Source organism: Halobacillus litoralis (assembly GCF_020524025.1).
GTDB classification, from domain to species: Bacteria; Bacillota; Bacilli; order Bacillales; family Halobacillaceae; genus Halobacillus; species Halobacillus litoralis_D.
The window spans coordinates 42982-60715 of record NZ_JAIVKN010000001.1 but is presented as its reverse complement, the minus strand read 5'-3'; the positions used below and the strand labels follow the sequence as shown (position 1 = coordinate 60715).

Genomic DNA, 17734 nt, shown 5'->3' with positions numbered 1-17734 from the left:
ATTTCCCAACAATGTAATGGTGGGTGGAAATCATAGATTTTTAAAGCGTTCGGACCGAGGAAATATGATAAACAGCAGATAAGGGTTTCACCTTAAAGCAAGTCCAAATAAAAAAGCTCTTCTTTGAGAAGAGCTTTTTTTATTATAAATATTTTTTCTGAACCTTTTTCCCACTGTAACTAAATACTACGTCTCGTCCTTCTACTTTTGTTTCCATATGAACAGGACGCCCCCACAGCTGATAGACATAAGGTAAAGTCTTCTCCAGATAACTTACATCAAGCTCAACATCTTCATAATGATGCTTTAAATACAATTCCCCGCTTTTCACATAATCTCCATCCTGAACGGTGATATAAGGGAATCCCCCGTTCACACGCATCGTGACAAGCTGATCACGTACAGATTCATGATCCTTGTCGGTAATTCTATATTTCTGCCCCTGTTTTTGAAAAAGATACAGGTCTTCTTTTCGCACCAATTCTTTTGTTAAATAATTTCTGATAAAACTTTGATCAGATTCGATCTCACGAACTTCAAACATTTTCTCACGTCCACTGCCAGGTTCTATGCCATGTTTAAGCATTTCTTCTGTTGGATGATCATAACGGTCTTCAATATCTTCAAAGATCTTCAACCCTAAATAGTAAGGATTCAGCTGTGTTTTAGAAGGTTGAACAACACTTGCATTCAGTTTTGCGAATTCAACAGCTTCATCGCTTGTTAAATCCATTTCCCTTAAGATTCTCGCATGCCAGAAAGATGCCCATCCTTCATTCATAATCTTTGTTTCAAGCTGAGGCCAGAAATACAGCATTTCCTCACGCATCATGGTTAAGATATCACGCTGCCAATCTTCTAATTCACGACTGTACTGTTCAATAAATAAAAGCAAGTCCTTTTCTGGCCGAGGAGGAAATTTCCTTTTCTTTTTAAACAAAGGCTTTTCTTCACTAGACGATTCATCCATTTTCCAGAGATCATCATATTCTGTCGGCCGTATCTTTTCACCACTGCTCTCATCATCATTCATTGTCCAGGCCAGTTTCGGACGCACCAGAGATGGATCGATATGTTCCTGTATGGCTAAAACAGCATCCAGGAAGGATTCAACTTCCTGTTTCCCATACAATTTATCATAAGTGGCCACCCGCTCCGCTGTTGCAGCCATGCTCTCAACCATATCTCTCTTCGTATTTTGAAAACGCGCATTATTTTTAAAGAAGTCACAATGCGCCAGCACATGGGCAACAATCAGCTTATTTTGAATCAAGCTGTTTGAATTAAGTAAGAATGCGTAACATGGATTAGAATTAATGACAAGTTCATAAATTTTACTAAGTCCAAGATCATACTGCAGCTTCATCTTGTAGTATTGCTTTCCGAAACTCCAATGGGAAAAGCGTGTCGGCATGCCGTATGCTCCAAATGTATAAATAATATCATCAGGACAGACTTCATAACGCATCGGGTAGAAATCAAGCCCGAAACCTTTTGCGATTTCAGTGATTTCCCTGATCGCATATTCGAGCTTCTTTTGGTCATCTGGCTTCAAAGATGCCCCCTCCTTCGATTTCACTTAATTTACTATATGAAGCAAAGAGAGGGAACATGAAGAATACGAGCATCTAATGTGTGCGTGGAGTAGAATTTTTGCCGTATAATTATTATCCGCCTGCTGCGTGCTTACTCCTGTGAACACTTTACTTATGCTTATCACCCTGCAGCCTATGAGCATCTGTAGTTCCATTTAAGAAATGAGAACCGAAAACACCTGAAAAAACCAGCCCCTGGCAGGAGCTGGTTTCTTTGTTACGAACGTTGATCTGGGAAAATCCTGTCTACCATTTCACCAAACTCACGAAAGAAACCACGAACCGGTTCCCCATTATCTACATCTTCAACATAATTATTCGTTAAATCCACGAAATCTGGATTCGTTGAAATATAAACATTGTTGATATCCTGGTCGGAAGATTTTACAGCCTTTTTAATTTGCTTCTCCATTTTATCCGATATTTCATTCTTATCACCTGAAGGGTTATCCAATTCAGCCGCTACGTATGCATTATCACGTGTTTTAAGAACATACGCTCGATCCACCCCGTCAACATTTCGGATGATACGGTTAGCCGCATCTTTAGCAACATGGTAGTTCGTATTGTGTACCATGCCACGGTCATTATCATATTTGTTAGCATTTTGTCCTTCTTCATACATGTTGTCAGCAGAGCGTTCGAAGCTTGTGTTCTCGACACCATTATAGTTTCCTTTATCATTGCCTGCTTCTTGTTCAGCTTGACAAGCAACGAGTGAACCAGCAGCCAATAAACCGATAGCCCATAGCTTCATCTTCATATTCAATTACCTCCTTTCACGATTACCTTTAGTATGTGTGACCATCTTTCAAATATGCGGTTGTAAAAACAGGCAAAAAAAAAAGCTGAGGCGCAAGGCCAAAGCTTTTTAGCTGCCGATAAAAGGCAGGCTCCACCATATGTGAATAAAAATAAGATAAACGATAAAAATAGCATGAAAAAACAAAAGAAAAACCGGTGCCAATTTCAATCCATTTTCCACTTTTCTGTAGCAGTACCTTAATAAAACAATTCCCGCGGTAATCAGTAAATAAAGGCTTATAAACCAAGTCCATATGTACGAAGTATCTGAACTAAGCTTCATTTCATATCCCAGAGCATAAATAAGCCACGGGGACAAAAAAGCCAAAATGGCCACCGACATATAGCGGTGATCACTTCTTATGTAGAAAAGAGAAATGATAGCAAAAATAAATGTTATACCCCCGGTGATTTCACAAATTATAATCATTACTCGATGTGTGCTTTCTGTTTCAGCTGTCACAAAGCTCAGAAACAAAAACAACACAAATGTAATGACACTTCCCAAATTCACGTAAAGCAGTCTTTTTTCCGTCATCAGCTATTTTCCCCTTCCTGTCCAAGAAAAACTATCGATACCATCATAACAAAATTTCCATTTCTTTGTGGAAGAAATACGCAACATTGTGTCGTTAATCCCAGAACTGTGACGAACTCTCTGAGTGAGTAGAAGGGCGGTAGGAGATAATAAAAACACTCCTTTCATAAGGGAAGTGTTGCTGATGAATGCCTACGATTACGACAAAGCTCTTCACTATATGATCTGGGGGCAGTGGGATGACCTGCTGGTCCTTATGGTCCGCACGAAGGATGAATTTTTATCTAAGAAGATAGAGACATTTCTCCATTCCTGCTATTACCCCAGTCAACAAAGTGAAATGCTGCAGTCTCATGAAGCTTTGTTAAACTATATTGATCATGCACAAACCACAATGATCCAGCCCAGCTTCACATAATCACTGTGATTGGCTGATGCTTCTATAAAAAAAAGGAATGTCCTAAATTAAATGGACATTCCTTTTTTTAAAAGACTCCGTCGGCGTTGACTTTACATAGCCGTGCGGTAGTATAGCTTAAGATTTGTTACCAGGATAAAGGAAATATTCCTGCTTTGATCCTCCTGCCTTACAGGCTTTCTTTATAGGTGTTACCCTAAATAAACAAAAAGGTTTGGTACATATGAGTAGCTGTTACTTTTTTAGATGGACCTGGCAAATACCAAATATGAAATATATGAATTGAACCGGTTCATATCCTCGTGTATGATGATTGGAAGAGGTGTAGAGAATGAATGGATTCGAAAAAAGAAAAGAACGAAAGAAAGAAAACATCCTTAACGCTTCCCTTTCCTTATTCTCTGAATACGGAGTAGCAAAGGTAAGTGTTCAGGAAATTGCCAGGAAGGCCGCTGTATCACAAGTAACCATATATAATTACTTTGGTGGGAAAGATCAGCTTTTATACGAAACGATCAAGAAGTTTATGTACGAACGGTTAGAACAATTCCGCCATATCGTTCATGATCCCTCCATAAATTTCAAAGATAAAATCGAACACATTATTCATGGTAAGAAAGAGAGTATCCTTCATGTTGATCCGGGATTTCTTCAAGCCATTATGACTGATCACCCAAACATTCAAAAGCTTACCGAGTCTTTTACGAAGAATCACTCTATTCCTCTTCTTATGGAACTCATAAAGCAAGGAAAAGATGCCGGGTATGTACATCCAGACCTCTCATTCCGTGCGATTCTTTTCTATATCGAAATGTATCAACAGGCCCTGCAGTCTTCAGAAGCTGAACATTCTTTATCTGACTTTAGTGAAGAAGTCACTCATATGTTTTTTTATGGCCTTGCCGGTAATCATAAGGACCACTCCAGTAGTTAAAAAAGCTGTCCAATAATAATTGGACAGCTTTTTATTATCTTAATTTTTTTACATACCAGCGAATAATATCATTTAAACGACTTCCAAACAGCTTCTCTCTCCAATATAAATCCGCTGTCTGTGAGATAACATTATTTCGCGCCGGATATGGATGAATGATATTTGAAATGGCCTGAAACTTTTTATTTAACGCTTGGACCGTTCCAACTTCCTGCATCCACTCCCCAGCACCTGCACCAATTGCATGAGCTCCTACAATTTTCCCTCTGTTAGTCGTCAACACTTTCACTAATCCCTCTGTATTTCTCTCTGCCATAAATCGATCATTGTTTGAAAGCTTCGTCTTAAATGTAAGAAGATCATCTCCATATTTTTCACGTGCTTCCTGCTCTGTAAGTCCTAAATGATAAATTTCAGGTGAAGTATACACAACCCACGGAATCTTCTCGTACGAAGCTTTTCTAGAAAGGCCTAAAACAGCATTCGATACGGCAATCTTCCCTTCCATTCCTGCCACATGTGTAAAAGGCATGGATCCATTACAGTCACCTACGGCAAAAATATGTTTCTGACTTGTCTTAAGCGAGGAATCCACATTAATGGACCCGTTGCTTACCTCTACACCTGCCTGCTCAAGGTTCAGGCTTTCGATATTTGCCTTTCTGCCTGTAGCAATCAACAAGCGGTCCGCCTGAATGACATTCTGCACGCCATCTTTCGTGTAACTGACCTTTACTCCTTCTTCAAAAGGATCAATACGGTCAGCTGTGGCGTTAGTCAGGACATGCAGTTCTTTTGTTATTGACCGCTGTGCAATATCCGTTATTTCCCCGTCTTCATTGGAAAGGATTTTGTCTCCACCTTCAAGCACGGTGACTTCAACACCTAGACGACTCATGGCATGAGACAATTCAACTCCTATAATTCCTCCACCAATGACAACCATAGACCGGGGACGTTTCCTTAAGGAAAATATCGTTTCATTTGTTAAATAATCCACTGTATCTACTCCGTTAATAGGAGGGATGAATGGGGAAGATCCTGTAGAAACTACAAAACGCTTAGCCGTGATTCGACGATCCCCGACTCTTAATGTATGCTCATCTTCAAAAAAAGCTTCTGCCTCAAACAAATCAATGCCGAGCTCAACAAAGCGGTCTTTAGAATCATGATCTTGTACGTCTTTTACGGCTTCTTCAACGCGATTCATAGCCCCCTCAAAAAGACGATCATAATCAACATCTGTCAATTGCTGATATTTCGACGTTTCAAATACCTCTTTAGCGGCTTGAATTAATGCCTTCGAAGGCATACAACCATAATGTAGACAGTCCCCGCCAAGGTGTGGTTTACGTTCAATCAGAGCGACTTTAGCTCCAAAGCTCGCTGCGCCAGCGGCTACAGTTAACCCGCCTGAACCACCGCCGATAACAGCAATCTGATAATCAAAACTCACAGTTATTCACTCCTCATACTCTCATATTGGTCCGAAATTGCTTTCATACGCTTTTGATTAACCTTGAAGTCTGAATAACCAACTCGAGAAGCAGAACGAAAATGAACAACCCTGTTTTGTGTATCAAAGTAAAATTCAACGTCGTCTTTAAACTTCAACCATTTGGACTCAACGACACAATGGATGTAATCTTCATTTTCTGACTCCAATGTTGTACGTTCTCTTTGGCCTACGATTTCTTTAATCAGACTCTTGGTCGTTTCTAGATCTTTTGAGAATTTTAAAGGAGTCATTTTTTTATCTTCTTGTTCAGATTGTGTGGATACACAGTTAGGTGAGTCCGGGCATTCGGATAATTGTCCATCTTTTACTCCTAAGTATGTTTTGCTCATTATTTCTCCTCCTTTTCTTAACTCTATCTCTATATTCACTCAAAAGACAATAAAAAAACACTCCGGAACAAGTTTCAGGAGTGTTTCTCTTTCTTATGTTTCTTCTCTTTTTCGTTTTTCTTCTCTTTTTCGTTTTTCTTTTCTTTATGTTTCCCCTGCTGCCCCGGAGGATCTTCTTTTTCAGAGATTTTCTTTTCAGGCTTCTCTTTTGAATCCATTGATTTCTTTGAACCTGAATAGTGGTCGTTTTTTTCTTTTGGCTTGTCTTTAACGTTCTTATTTTTCATCTGCTGTTTCTTCACATCATTTTTTTTTATTTCTTCCTTTTTCTGCTGACCAGGCGCTGCATTTTTTCCTTTATTGTCCTGGTCCACATGTGCCGGGAGTGTTTCATTCTCTCTTTCCTGAACATTGTCGTGTGAGTCTTCTGACTTGTCATCAGTTATATCAGTGCTCTGTTCTATTTCGGATGCATGGTCTTTATTATAAAAAGATTGAATAATTTCCTTATCATCATCTTCAACAGTTACAGGTACGGATGATTTTTCTTTTATGACAGCCTGCTCATCCAATTGCTCAGCCAGCATCTCGTTGACAGGTACTTTTTGTTCTAAGGCTTCCTTTCTTAATTCATCGGGAACTAAGAAAGTAGCAACGGACATTTCAAGTGACTGGTCCATTAGGAAGTCTTCCACTTCGTTTAGATAGTCCTGATCATAATCAGCCTTCAGATAACTGATTCCAATTAATACTTGATTCTCCTGGTTCACGTAACCTTCATCCTGGCTTACGTCTATTAAATCGAAAGTAACCTCCGAGGCGTCTTTCTTCTTCCAGTCACTTAACTGAGATAGAATTTCTTCTGCTTCAGCATTTTGAGGAACGATATCCAATACCTGCATCTTTTCATTCAATTTAAGTTCTACACTTGGGTTTATGTCAATATTCATATACGCATATGCTTTATTATTTCCATACCAAGAATATGCTGGAAATAATGTGATTAGAAATATCATGGCAATGATCGCTACTTTTATATGATGATTACGTATCAATTGTGTCCATCGATGCAGGACTTTTTGATCACGCATAACTTGGAAATGTACTTCAGTTCCAATGTCGGCATCATTGACTTTCAAAGCACGATGAAAACGACCATCATTAGTCATCACGATCGTGTAATCTTTTTTCTGCTCCATGACAATACCTTTTCTCACATACCCACCCCTCTCAGATAATCTTTAAGATATACATAATCCCCTTTAAGGATGAGAACAAGAGCAATGATGAATTTTCGGTTTCTCTCTAAGGTCTTCTTACTTACGTCTACACGATCAACCAAATCTTTGATCGGCAGGCGGCCTTTTTCAAGCACTTGATGACAAAGATCTACATCTTCAAAGACAATTCTAGCTACTTGAACGGCTGATTCACGAGCATCCCGATGCTTAGGAGAGGAATCAATCAGCTCTTCAAAGGACAATTTGTACTTTATTAACTCGGCCTGAAATTCCATTATTTCTTCTTTCCGCTGCCAAGCTTCTGTTTCCAATTGATGTCTTTCTTTCGCGGCAGATATTTCAAGCGGATTTTCCATCTGCTCTTCTTCATAGTAATCTTCATCGAGAGAAGTTACCATCGGCTGCTTCTGTTCATTTCGTATATAATCAATGACTTTACGTTTAATGACAAGCCTGGCGAAGGAAAGAAAAGAGCTGCCTTTTTCTGATGAGTAAGATTGTATGGCTTCATTGAAAGCCATAAGACCAATACTGAATTCATCATCTTTTGTTGGATCTATATATCTTTTGCATACTTCAGAAACACTTTTGGCGATAAAAGGTTGATACTGTTTAAGCATTTCATTTCTTGCTTCTTCATCTCCCTTTTTAGCTGAGGCCACTTGAGCGTCCAGGGATGTGTCGCTCTTTTGAAAAAGACGTTTGATCAACCTTTATCACCTCCAGCCTATTAATGATTTCGTATAGAGCTTTTCGTTTCTGGGTGTCTTTTTTAACTTTATTTCAATTGTGTTACAAAACTGTATCAACCAAAATTCCTAAAGTATGCATTTATTTAGGTTGGGTAAAAGATATTGCATGTAAGCATGACCATTTTACTGAATAATTGTCGAAGGGTCTACCACATCCGGTTTACATTTTATTAAGAAAACATTTCAAAAAATAGAACCTTAGTCTGTGTTTTCATACAAAATAAACCACTGAAACCTAAAAGTGTTATTTCTATCAGGCATAGACCGTACCTTTTTTCAGGCTGCACATCCGTGAAATCTCCACTCCTCTTTCCCACTGAAACCAACATTGTTTTCGTTCCTATATCCAGAGGTTTATAGATACGCCTTCACACTGTAAGCAGAGCCTAGGGCATAGAAAACTTACAAAGCGGAACTTCTATTGGGAAGTTCCGTTTTGTATTTTCTGGTAATAATAATCAATAGGGACGGCTAATCCAACGCGCCCCTCTATCTCATCATGCTTAGTGGCGAACACAACACCTATGACTTCACCATGATTATTAATGACGGGACTTCCTGAATTTCCTCGATATATTGGTGCATCCAGCATTAAGACCTCTTGTTCCCAATTTGATAAATTTGTATAACCTACTATAGACCCTTGGTTGGCAATACCTGTAAAACGAAGAGGGTTCCCAATAAAATAGACGTGATCACCCTTCTGAAATGTTGTTTGACCGGCCAACTGTAAATGCGGGAAATCTTTACCATCTACTTTAAGAACAGCTAAATCAACCTCAGGATATGACTCAACTACTTTTGCCTCGAAAAGCCCTTGATTAGGAAAGGCCACAGAGATCCGCTTTTCACCTTCTATGACATGATGATTCGTTATAATTGTCCCATCCGTACTTATTGAAAAGCCTGTCCCCCTGCTTTCTCCAGCTTCTACTACTACCACTGCTTGTTTATATTTTGATACCTTATCATCTGATGAAAGTTTAGCTGATGTCATTAGAAAATCAACAGCAGGAATAGAGAATGTGTTAGGAAGTACAGCTACAATATTTGTCACCATCATGATCGCAATCAGCCAGAATATCCATTTAGGAAAGGGGCGTTTCTGCCTTCTTTCTTCTCTTTCTATTCTTGCTCGTTCAATAGCTTTCCGTCTTTCTTCCTGAACGAGTTCGTATAGTTCTTCTTCCTCTATTTCTTCATATAAATCTTCATCTATGATGTCCGTTTGGTCTTTTTCTCTTTCATTCATAGGATCTGCCTCCAATTATCAGCAGTTTAGGAGTGATTCAACTCGCTTTCGGGCCGAATCTTACCTTATACGATCCCATTGGCCTCTCTTTTATATTATACTCTACTATTGTACCATGACTTAATCCAAACAGTTTCTCGAGAGATGAAGCAACTACTAAGTGATTTTCTAGAAGGATGGTATTATAAACGACATCCTCAGCAATGGTATTGATTATATAACGACTTTTCTTTATGGACATGGAAGATGGGAGGATGATTTCAATAGTTCTCTTTACTTGGAGAATTAAATAATTTTCTGGCCTTCCAAAATAACAAAAGCAAGAATAAGAATAATAACAACCACAAAAACAATGGAAAGGGGCCGAGATACATTTGCTCTTTGGACTTCTTTCCAGCGAACAGGACGTATGCCGCTAATTGAAAATATAGTTACAGCAGCAAGTAAAATAGACATAATGTTAACGGTCACTAATAAGAAAGCACCATAAGCAGCATCGAAGGAACCATCTCCAATAGACATGCCCATGGCTACAGAAGGAGGCAGAAGGGCGACTGCTACCATAACACCGACCAGGTTACCAGAGAGCCTGTTTAGAAAAGCTAACGCACCAGCTGCCCCGGAAGCAACTCCTAGTGGAATATCAATTAATGTGACTTTCGTCCGGTCCAAATACTGACTATTTTCCATTCCAGCATCGGTTAGAAAGCCAAAAGCAATGGAGATAACCAGCACAATTAATACACCATACAAGGAGGAAAGGACCGATTTTCCCAGCAATTTATAATCTCCGAGGATAGCTGAAAACGCAATGGCAATGACCGGACCAATCATCGGAGCAATCACCATGGCACCTATGACAACGGCTTCACTATTCTTAATGATTCCTACCGTGGCAACAATAGCCGATAACAAAATAAGGAGAGAATAATTCACAGTTATATGACCGTTTTTCTCTGCAGCATTCATTAATTCGTGACGACTCGCTCTCAATAATTGTGCTTTTTTATCACTATCTTCTTTTTCCTTTTCCTCTTCTTCTTTTGCTGCCTCGTTAATTGTATCCTTGGAAAGATAGGTTTGAACCGGGATCAGCATCGTTTCGAAACCTTCGACTACGTTTGACACTTCTTCCAGATCATTCAATATTTCTTCTACATTCTTTGTATCCACTAATATTCGAACGAGCATTCGCTCCTCTGATTCACTTGAAACCCAGTAAGAGCGATGTTCATGATCCTGCAGTTTTTCATTGATTGTGTCAAAATGCTGATCTGGTATGTAGACTTCTATAAGTTGTAGATTCATGATCCATCTCTCTTTCTCACTTATAAGCTGCGTTTTTTCATAATGTCCCCTTTTTACCGGATCCTGATTCTCTCTTCTTTTGAAAAGAGAACATACCTATATCGTTCTGGAACAGTTCTAATTGCATTCCAATAAAAAACACCAGCCTGGTGGCTGGTGTTTTTCTTAAACGTTATAATCGAACTCATCGGGGTGCTTTCCAATTCGGTCCCCATTATGCAGCTCGTTAATGCGTGTGATCTCATCACTTTTAAGGTCGAAATCAAATAGATCGAGGTTTTCTTTTTGTCGCTCTGGGTTTGATGATTTAGGAATAACGACTACATCATGCTGCAGGTGCCACCTTAGTATGATTTGAGCAGGGGTTTTGTTATAGTTCTCAGCCAGCTGTTTTAGGATTGCCGCATCAAAATACCTTCCTCTTGCCAGCGGTGCCCATGCTTCTAACTGAATGTCCTTCTTATAACAATAATCCGCCAATTCTTTTTGATAAAGAGCTGGATGGAACTCTACCTGGTTAACCATTGGTGACACTTCGGCATCTTCCATTAGATCATCTAAGTGATGCTCCATAAAGTTACAGACTCCTATAGCTTTCACGCGTCCATCATGATACAACTTTTCAAGAGCTCTCCATGTCTCTTTAAACTTCCCAGGTACAGGCCAATGAATTAAATAGAGATCTAAGTATTCCAGCCCCAGTTTATTCATACTCCGGTCGAAGGCCTCCAACGTCTGCTCATACCCTTGTTCATCGTTCCAGACTTTCGTAGTCACAAATAGTTCTTCTCTTGACCTTCCACATTTCTTAATTCCTTCTCCTACCCCTTCTTCATTTTCGTAAAAAGAGGCCGTATCGATATGACGGTAACCAGCATCAACGGCTGATTGTATAGCTTTAGTCACTTCTTCACCATCGTCCATTTTATACACACCTAAACCTACACGAGGCATCTCCACCCCATTTTTCAATGTAACCGTATGACTTAAACTCATTTATATCCACTCCTTTTCTATACAGAAAGTAAATACCCGTTCTAAAGTTCTTGTCAAACCTTACAAAAACGATCCGGATGTACGTGCTGCAGTAAAAAATCCTCTGGATGACTTCCTATCATATACAAACGATGAAGAGGCCTTGTCATAGCGACATAGAGCATTTTCATATCTGATTCATTCATTTGGAACGGGTGGAAACAACTATAGAGAAACACTACGTCAAATTCCAGACCCTTTGATAAATAAGCGGGCAGAATCATGCGTTCCCCTAACTCATCCTGATCCTCCCCCAGAACCTCAAAATACAAATTAAACCGATCCAAATGCGCCTTGGCATCTTCTGCTTCTGCTTTTGATTTAGTGACAATAGCAAAACTTTTCATCCCTGCATTCTCCAACTCATTGAATAGCTGCAGGAAGGTTTTCTGCCATCCCTTTTCTGTCTGTAAAAAAGCGGGTACGTCTCCGTGGCGGACCACAGGCTCAGCGGTTGGAAGTTTGGCCGGCATCAGCTCAAGCAGGTCATTTGCCAGCATCATAATTTCAATTGTTGTCCGATAAGTCTTTTGTAGAGTAAGGTAATTTGCCTTTGGAAAGATGTCCTCCTTTAGTGTCTCCCATCGACTCAACCCCCGGTACTGGTAAATACCCTGAGCTAAATCGCCAACAATTGTAAATAAATCGGTTTGGAATGCTCTACGTAAGCTGTAAATTTCTAAGTAACTGTAATCCTGTGCTTCATCGATGACCACTTTTTTTGCCTGATCATCAGGGTGGATACCTGTCAGAAAAGTTTTTAAGTAAAATATCCCCGCTAAGTCCTCAGAATAAAGCTGTTTATTTGTAAAAGCCTTTCTTGTGAGTTCTCTCATATTTTTCAATGAATCAGAGTCCGCTTGATAAATAGAAAGAAACGTTTCTTCTTCAAAGAGTTCCTTGTAGGAATCTAGTGCATTCATTTTTGGATAAAGTTTCATGAACTTAGAGACTGCTGTTTTTGCCTCCTTCTTTATTTCCTCCAGGCGCTCTTCTTTCCTTGTAATTAAAAAACTGACACGTACTTTACGTTTTTCTGGATTCCTCATCCCGTAAAGTGCCTGATCAAGAGCCTCATCATATTTTTCTGCTACTTTTTCCAGGATCTGCTTTTTCTTCCGCCTCAATTCACTTTGAAGAACAGCTTTAATTTTTTGGACACGAATTTCATATGGAAAGTAGCTGTACTCTTCAAAGAATAGCCGGTTGATCGCTTTTGCACTCTTGATACGAAAACCAGAAAGATTAAAATCCTGTTGAATACGATAATCCCCCTTAAGTAATTGAACGTATTCATCCAGAACATCTTTGAATTCCTTAGATCCTTTAAATTCCGCTGCCAGCAACACGTCCGAATTTCCGTCCCCCTCTACAGACTGCATTAGAACTTTATGTTGAGTAATGATCGGCCACTGTATTCCTGCGGCTTTTGTTACGAAATCAATGTATGTAGTCTGCCTTGCACGCTCAACCCCAAGTTCGGGCAGGACTTCCGATATGTAATGAATGAACAAACGGTTAGGAGCAAGAATCAGCATTTCTTCCGGACGAAAGATTTCTTTCATTGTGTATAAAAAATAGGAGATGCGGTGGAGGGCTATTGTCGTTTTTCCACTACCTGCCGCCCCCTGCACAATAATGGGCTTTCTTAAGTCTGCACGTATGATACGGTTCTGCTCTTCCTGAATGGTCGATACAATCTCTGACAAACGGCGTTCTGCATGCTGAGCAAGAGAGTCTTGGAGCAGTTCGTCTTTTGTTGTCATATCAATATCTCTATAGTTTAGTAACTGCCCTTCTTCAATTTGATACTGACGTTTTAAAGAGACACGGCCTTCATAACGTTCACCTAAAGCTTCATAACTAACTTCACCTAACCTGCCTTCATAATAGACGTTAGCGAGCGGGGAACGCCAATCCAGTATAATCGGCATTTGTGTTTCACGGTCAAATAAAGAGGTTTTCCCTATGTAAAATGTCTCTCGTTCTGGTTTTTCCTTGCGGTGAAAATCAATGCGGGCAAAATAAGGCTTGTATCGTAGTTTTTTGAGGCTTTCCAGTTGATCTCTAGATAGTTTCATAAAATTTGCATGAGATAACATTTCCTGATAACGGAGACTACTATCCTTAAAACTGAGATTTTCAAGCGTATCTTCCTGGCGCTTTTTTAGAGACTGCTGACCTGTTTCCTGTGAAGTAATCAGGCGCTCCATATATGCTTTTGTAAAGGCTAAGCGATCCTTTTCCTTATCAAAATCAGACTGATTGTCCGGCAATGGTCACACTCCCTTCATATTTTTGGAATAACGATGAAAAGGGGATTCATACGTGGGGGATAAAGCAACGAAGCTTAACATAACACACAAAATATGGAAGAGCAACTACTAGAATAGATAGATATCGGTCGCGGGGGTTTCACTAGAACACACGCTTATAAATATCAAAAAAAGCGATCCTGCCTGTTTGAGGAAGATCGCTTTTTCTTTTACCTGCGTTTGTTTTCTACATACTTTGGAAGCCGCATTTCATATATAAAGTAGGATAGGATCCGGAGGACGACCGGATAGAGGGATAGAACCCCTATTAAATCGCCGATACCTCCCAATATGTCGGTTGTAAACATGACAACCGACAAGATACCCATAAGAACTACCGTCACCAGTCCTGTTCTTCCATTCACAGGAGTCCAGGCGCCAGCAATCGTACGAGTGTCTTGTTCCAGCAGCTCAAAACACCGATAGTGATAAGGACGAACTCTAAACCAACTGGAAGCTGTAATGAGCTCATCGCGATCTTGGATTTCTTTATAACAATAGCGACAGATGTTTGTATTCACGTCATCTACTCCTGAAGAAGATATTTTTTCATCAGCAAACATTCGTTGCCTTTCTCATTATAACGCAAAACATCCATGACTCTAAGCATTAACATGATTCCTCGACCGCTTCTTTCCAAATCGTTTACTTCGGGAAACCATTGCTTCACATCACTTGTGAATTGATAAGGCCTCCAGTCAAAACCTTCCCCCTGGTCATACACTCTCACTACTACCCGTGTATTCAAAAAGTTTATCTTTAGTAAAATTGGATAATGGGTGCGTTTTTTATGACCGTATTCCCAGGCATTCCAAATGGCTTCTGATATGGAAGCATCTACGAGTAATTGATCATGCCCAAAATACTTAGCTAAATAAGGATAGTATTTCTTCCGAATAGCACGTAATTCTCTTGGGTGTTTGATAGTCGCCTCAAGAGATGTCTTCATCATTCAACCTCTCCTCTGCTGAGTAGATGAAATTCTCTTTCTCCTTTTGCAGTTGTACTTGTCCTACCAACCTATTCCCTTTATGGAATTCATTTAAAAGGGTATAAGTGATTTTTTTCATAAAATGGAAATGAAAGTAATCCTTGTTTACATTACAAAAGTACTATCCATTATTTCGCTTTTTATTTTCACTTTCGTTCATGATCCTGAATAATTTCAATTACTTTTTCTTTGGTACGTTCTGATTGGTACGTTTCCATATTCTTAAGGAACTGCGTTTTTTGATTCATCAGATTATCAAGCTCAGTTATAAAGCGGTCATCTGTCAGCTCTTCTTCCTCAACCTTAATGGCGTATCCCTGCTTCACAAATGAGTCAGCATTTAGAATCTGATCACCCCGGCTGGCTTTTCTTGAAAGTGGAACCAGGAGCATCGGCTTTTTCAAAGCTAAGAATTCAAAAATCGCATTGGACCCCGCACGAGATACGATATAATCGGTCGCCGCAAATAAGTCTTTCAGCTCATCCTGTACATACTCAAACTGTGCATAACCTTGGCGTTTAATGGATGTATCTTTATGACCTTGCCCACAAATGTGAATGATTTGCACATTCTTCAGAAGGGTGTCTAAATTATCACGGATGGCGTCATTGATTCTCTTTGACCCTGTACTCCCTCCCATGACCATGATGACCGGTTTTTGTTTATGGAAACTACACAACGCGAGCCCTTTTGAACGGTCTCCTTCAAATAGTTCTTCCCGGACTACGGCACCAATATATTCCCCTTTCCCTTCAGGCAGATGTTTCATGGTTTCAGGGAATGTGGCCAATATTTTTTTTGCAAAAGGAAAAGATAATTTATTCGCAAGCCCCGGCGTGTAATCCGATTCATGGATGATCGTAGGGACGCTTTTTAGACGTGCGGCCATTACGACTGGAACGGATACAAATCCACCCTTGGAGAAAATCACCTGCGGTTTACGCTTTCGAATGATTCTTAGTGCTTGAGTTAACCCTTTTAACACTTTAAACGGATCTTTAAAGTTTTCTTTTGACATATATCTGCGGAGCTTTCCAGTGGATACCCCATGGTATGTGACCCCGTGTAATGGCTCAATTAATTTCTTTTCGATGCCTTCGTAGGAACCGATATAATCAATTTCATAACCTTTTTTCTGAAATTCCGGTATAAGAGCCAGGTTTACTATGACGTGACCTGCTGTCCCTCCACCTGTGAATAAAATGCGCTTTTGACTCATATTACGTTCAACGTCCTTTCTGAGGTCTATCTTGGTCGGCATCTATTTGTGTGTGCTATAATCCTCTTGTTCCTCTAAAATGAATTGTAACAGAAAAGAGAGATTTCTATGTATGAAACGCGGACTTTAAAAGAAAAAATAAAATTATTCACTTTCATCCTGCTTCCTATATTAGTAACACAGCTTGGAATGTATGCCATGAATTTTTTTGATACCATTATGTCAGGAAAAGCAGGACCTGACCAATTAGCGGGGGTAGCTATCGGTTCAAGCATCTGGGTACCTGTTTTCACTGGTCTAAATGGTATATTAATGGCTATATCTCCTATTGTTGCCCAAAGAAAAGGAGCCCGCCAGGAAGAAAAGATCCCCTATTCTGTAAAACAGGGAGTTTACCTGGCTGCCGGATTGGCTCTCCTGATTGGGTTAACAGGGTTCTTTTTAATAGACCCTATACTATCACTGCTGGACATTACTCAAGAAGTGCGTTACGTAGCCAAATATTATCTGATTGCTCTTGGAACGGGGATCATTCCGCTTTTCGTTTTTAACATTCTTCGATCTTTTGTTGATGCTCTTGGTCTCACTAAAATATCAATGATTGTCATTCTATTGACTTTACCTATTAATACCCTGTTAAACTATTTATTCATATTCGGAAAGTGGGGAGTTCCAGAACTTGGTGGTATTGGTGCAGGTGCTGCCTCTTCTCTCACCTATTGGATTTCCCTCATGATTATCATTGGTATTGTTCACAACCTTGAGCCTCTCCGCCATTATAAAATCTTCCGTTCATGGCCCCATCCCTCTTTAAGAGAATGGATGGAACAGCTTAAAATAGGAATTCCTATCGGTTTTGCCATTTTCTTTGAAACGAGCATCTTTGCAGCTGTTACTTTTTTCATGACAGCTTATGATACCAATACAATCGCTGCTCACCAGGCAGCCATCAATTTTGCATCATTCTTATATATGGTACCCTTGAGCATCGCCTTCACTCTGACTATTGCTGTAGGGTTTGAGGCAGGTGCAGAACGTTATACGGAAGCCCGCACCTATTCCTATCTTGGAATCGGACTTGCGGTCATGCTCAGTGTGGGAGCGGGTTTAATCCTGTACATCTTTGATGACAGTGTGGCAGAGCTTTATAGTTCAGATCAAGAAGTCATTGAGTTAACAAAACACTTTATTTTCTATGCCATCTTCTTTCAATTATCAGACGGTTTCGGTGCTCCTTTGCAAGGAATACTGCGAGGGTACAAAGACGTTAATATCACTCTCATAATGGCTTTCATTTCCTACTGGGGGATTGGATTACCGAGTGGATATTACCTCGCTACTTTCACTTCTCTTGGTCCTTATGGATATTGGGTAAGCCTGACTATCGGTTTAACGACAGGTGCTTTGACACTGATGGTCCGCATGCTTTACTTACAAAAGCAAAAGATAGGAAGCTAAAAATAAGCCCTCCTGCTGAAGACAG

At 39.8% G+C, this 17734-nt stretch carries 18 protein-coding genes; 3 read left to right on the top strand and 15 right to left on the bottom strand.

What is annotated here, in order from left to right; translation table 11 throughout:
• Positions 1-142: 142 nt before the first annotated feature.
• From LC036_RS00345 to LC036_RS00335, 3 genes are all read right to left on the bottom strand, one after another.
• Positions 143-1555, bottom strand: a complete 1413-nt coding sequence (locus LC036_RS00345; protein ID WP_226576602.1) for a SpoVR family protein — start codon at positions 1553-1555, stop codon at positions 143-145.
• Positions 1556-1812: 257 nt separating this feature from the next.
• Positions 1813-2358: a YhcN/YlaJ family sporulation lipoprotein gene (locus LC036_RS00340; protein ID WP_226576600.1), complete on the bottom strand. Its 546-nt coding sequence runs from the start codon at positions 2356-2358 to the stop codon at positions 1813-1815.
• A 108-nt stretch (positions 2359-2466) separates the two neighbouring features.
• The gene (locus LC036_RS00335) at positions 2467-2937 is read right to left on the bottom strand and encodes a hypothetical protein (RefSeq protein ID WP_226576597.1); all 471 of its coding nucleotides are present in this window, start codon (positions 2935-2937) and stop codon (positions 2467-2469) included.
• Positions 2938-3121: 184 nt separating this feature from the next.
• Between LC036_RS00335 and LC036_RS00330 the strand changes: the two genes are divergently transcribed.
• The gene (locus tag LC036_RS00330) at positions 3122-3355 is read left to right on the top strand and encodes a YhdB family protein (RefSeq protein ID WP_226576595.1); all 234 of its coding nucleotides are present in this window, start codon (positions 3122-3124) and stop codon (positions 3353-3355) included.
• A 331-nt stretch (positions 3356-3686) separates the two neighbouring features.
• Entirely contained in the window at positions 3687-4289 is a 603-nt protein-coding gene (locus LC036_RS00325; protein WP_226576592.1) for a TetR/AcrR family transcriptional regulator, read from the top strand.
• A gap of 34 nt (positions 4290-4323) precedes the next feature.
• Here LC036_RS00325 and LC036_RS18535 read toward each other — a convergent pair whose 3' ends face one another.
• The 12 genes from LC036_RS18535 to LC036_RS00265 form a co-directional block, all read right to left on the bottom strand.
• Entirely contained in the window at positions 4324-5745 is a 1422-nt protein-coding gene (locus LC036_RS18535) for a dihydrolipoyl dehydrogenase family protein (protein ID WP_226576589.1), read from the bottom strand.
• A 2-nt stretch (positions 5746-5747) separates the two neighbouring features.
• Positions 5748-6137 (bottom strand): DUF1499 domain-containing protein, encoded by a 390-nt coding sequence (locus LC036_RS00315; RefSeq protein WP_226576586.1) that lies wholly within the window; start codon positions 6135-6137, stop codon positions 5748-5750.
• A 74-nt stretch (positions 6138-6211) separates the two neighbouring features.
• Positions 6212-7336, bottom strand: coding sequence for an anti-sigma factor domain-containing protein (locus tag LC036_RS00310; protein WP_226576583.1), 1125 nt, complete (start codon positions 7334-7336; stop codon positions 6212-6214).
• Positions 7337-7350: 14 nt separating this feature from the next.
• The gene (gene sigI / locus LC036_RS00305) at positions 7351-8088 is read right to left on the bottom strand and encodes an RNA polymerase sigma factor SigI (RefSeq protein WP_226576581.1); all 738 of its coding nucleotides are present in this window, start codon (positions 8086-8088) and stop codon (positions 7351-7353) included.
• 460 nt (positions 8089-8548) lie between these two features.
• Positions 8549-9382 (bottom strand): S1C family serine protease, encoded by an 834-nt coding sequence (locus LC036_RS00300; protein WP_226576577.1) that lies wholly within the window; start codon positions 9380-9382, stop codon positions 8549-8551.
• Between the two features lie 37 nt (positions 9383-9419).
• Positions 9420-9623, bottom strand: a complete 204-nt coding sequence (locus LC036_RS00295; RefSeq protein WP_226576576.1) for a hypothetical protein — start codon at positions 9621-9623, stop codon at positions 9420-9422.
• A 44-nt stretch (positions 9624-9667) separates the two neighbouring features.
• Positions 9668-10690 (bottom strand): TIGR00341 family protein, encoded by a 1023-nt coding sequence (locus tag LC036_RS00290; RefSeq protein ID WP_226576573.1) that lies wholly within the window; start codon positions 10688-10690, stop codon positions 9668-9670.
• 165 nt (positions 10691-10855) lie between these two features.
• Entirely contained in the window at positions 10856-11686 is an 831-nt protein-coding gene (locus LC036_RS00285) for an aldo/keto reductase (RefSeq protein ID WP_226576571.1), read from the bottom strand.
• 53 nt (positions 11687-11739) lie between these two features.
• Complete coding sequence (gene helD / locus LC036_RS00280; RefSeq protein ID WP_226576567.1) at positions 11740-14001, bottom strand: RNA polymerase recycling motor HelD; 2262 nt, start codon at positions 13999-14001, stop codon at positions 11740-11742.
• Between the two features lie 209 nt (positions 14002-14210).
• Positions 14211-14561, bottom strand: a complete 351-nt coding sequence (locus tag LC036_RS00275; RefSeq protein WP_226576564.1) for a hypothetical protein — start codon at positions 14559-14561, stop codon at positions 14211-14213.
• 5 nt (positions 14562-14566) lie between these two features.
• Positions 14567-14992 (bottom strand): ATP-binding protein, encoded by a 426-nt coding sequence (locus LC036_RS00270; protein WP_226576562.1) that lies wholly within the window; start codon positions 14990-14992, stop codon positions 14567-14569.
• Between the two features lie 185 nt (positions 14993-15177).
• A complete protein-coding gene (locus tag LC036_RS00265) occupies positions 15178-16251 on the bottom strand; it encodes an undecaprenyldiphospho-muramoylpentapeptide beta-N-acetylglucosaminyltransferase (protein ID WP_226576560.1) in 1074 nt (357 codons plus the stop codon).
• Positions 16252-16359: 108 nt separating this feature from the next.
• Between LC036_RS00265 and LC036_RS00260 the strand changes: the two genes are divergently transcribed.
• A complete protein-coding gene (locus LC036_RS00260; protein WP_226576558.1) occupies positions 16360-17709 on the top strand; it encodes an MATE family efflux transporter in 1350 nt (449 codons plus the stop codon).
• Positions 17710-17734: the final 25 nt, after the last annotated feature.

What these genes read in the sequence shown, in the direction of transcription:
- LC036_RS00325 (WP_226576592.1), top strand. Translation starts at nt 3,687, where the DNA reads ATGAATGGATTCGAAAAAAGAAAAGAACGAAAGAAAGAAAACATCCTT.
- LC036_RS00330 (WP_226576595.1), top strand. Translation starts at nt 3,122, where the DNA reads ATGAATGCCTACGATTACGACAAAGCTCTTCACTATATGATCTGGGGG.
- LC036_RS00290 (WP_226576573.1), bottom strand. Translation starts at nt 10,690, where the DNA reads ATGAATCTACAACTTATAGAAGTCTACATACCAGATCAGCATTTTGAC.
- LC036_RS00285 (WP_226576571.1), bottom strand. Translation starts at nt 11,686, where the DNA reads ATGAGTTTAAGTCATACGGTTACATTGAAAAATGGGGTGGAGATGCCT.
- LC036_RS00300 (WP_226576577.1), bottom strand. Translation starts at nt 9,382, where the DNA reads ATGAATGAAAGAGAAAAAGACCAAACGGACATCATAGATGAAGATTTA.
- LC036_RS00265 (WP_226576560.1), bottom strand. Translation starts at nt 16,251, where the DNA reads ATGAGTCAAAAGCGCATTTTATTCACAGGTGGAGGGACAGCAGGTCAC.
- LC036_RS00295 (WP_226576576.1), bottom strand. Translation starts at nt 9,623, where the DNA reads ATGTCCATAAAGAAAAGTCGTTATATAATCAATACCATTGCTGAGGAT.
- LC036_RS00270 (WP_226576562.1), bottom strand. Translation starts at nt 14,992, where the DNA reads ATGATGAAGACATCTCTTGAGGCGACTATCAAACACCCAAGAGAATTA.
- LC036_RS00335 (WP_226576597.1), bottom strand. Translation starts at nt 2,937, where the DNA reads ATGACGGAAAAAAGACTGCTTTACGTGAATTTGGGAAGTGTCATTACA.
- LC036_RS00340 (WP_226576600.1), bottom strand. Translation starts at nt 2,358, where the DNA reads ATGAAGATGAAGCTATGGGCTATCGGTTTATTGGCTGCTGGTTCACTC.
- LC036_RS00315 (WP_226576586.1), bottom strand. Translation starts at nt 6,137, where the DNA reads ATGAGCAAAACATACTTAGGAGTAAAAGATGGACAATTATCCGAATGC.
- LC036_RS00260 (WP_226576558.1), top strand. Translation starts at nt 16,360, where the DNA reads ATGTATGAAACGCGGACTTTAAAAGAAAAAATAAAATTATTCACTTTC.
- LC036_RS00310 (WP_226576583.1), bottom strand. Translation starts at nt 7,336, where the DNA reads ATGGAGCAGAAAAAAGATTACACGATCGTGATGACTAATGATGGTCGT.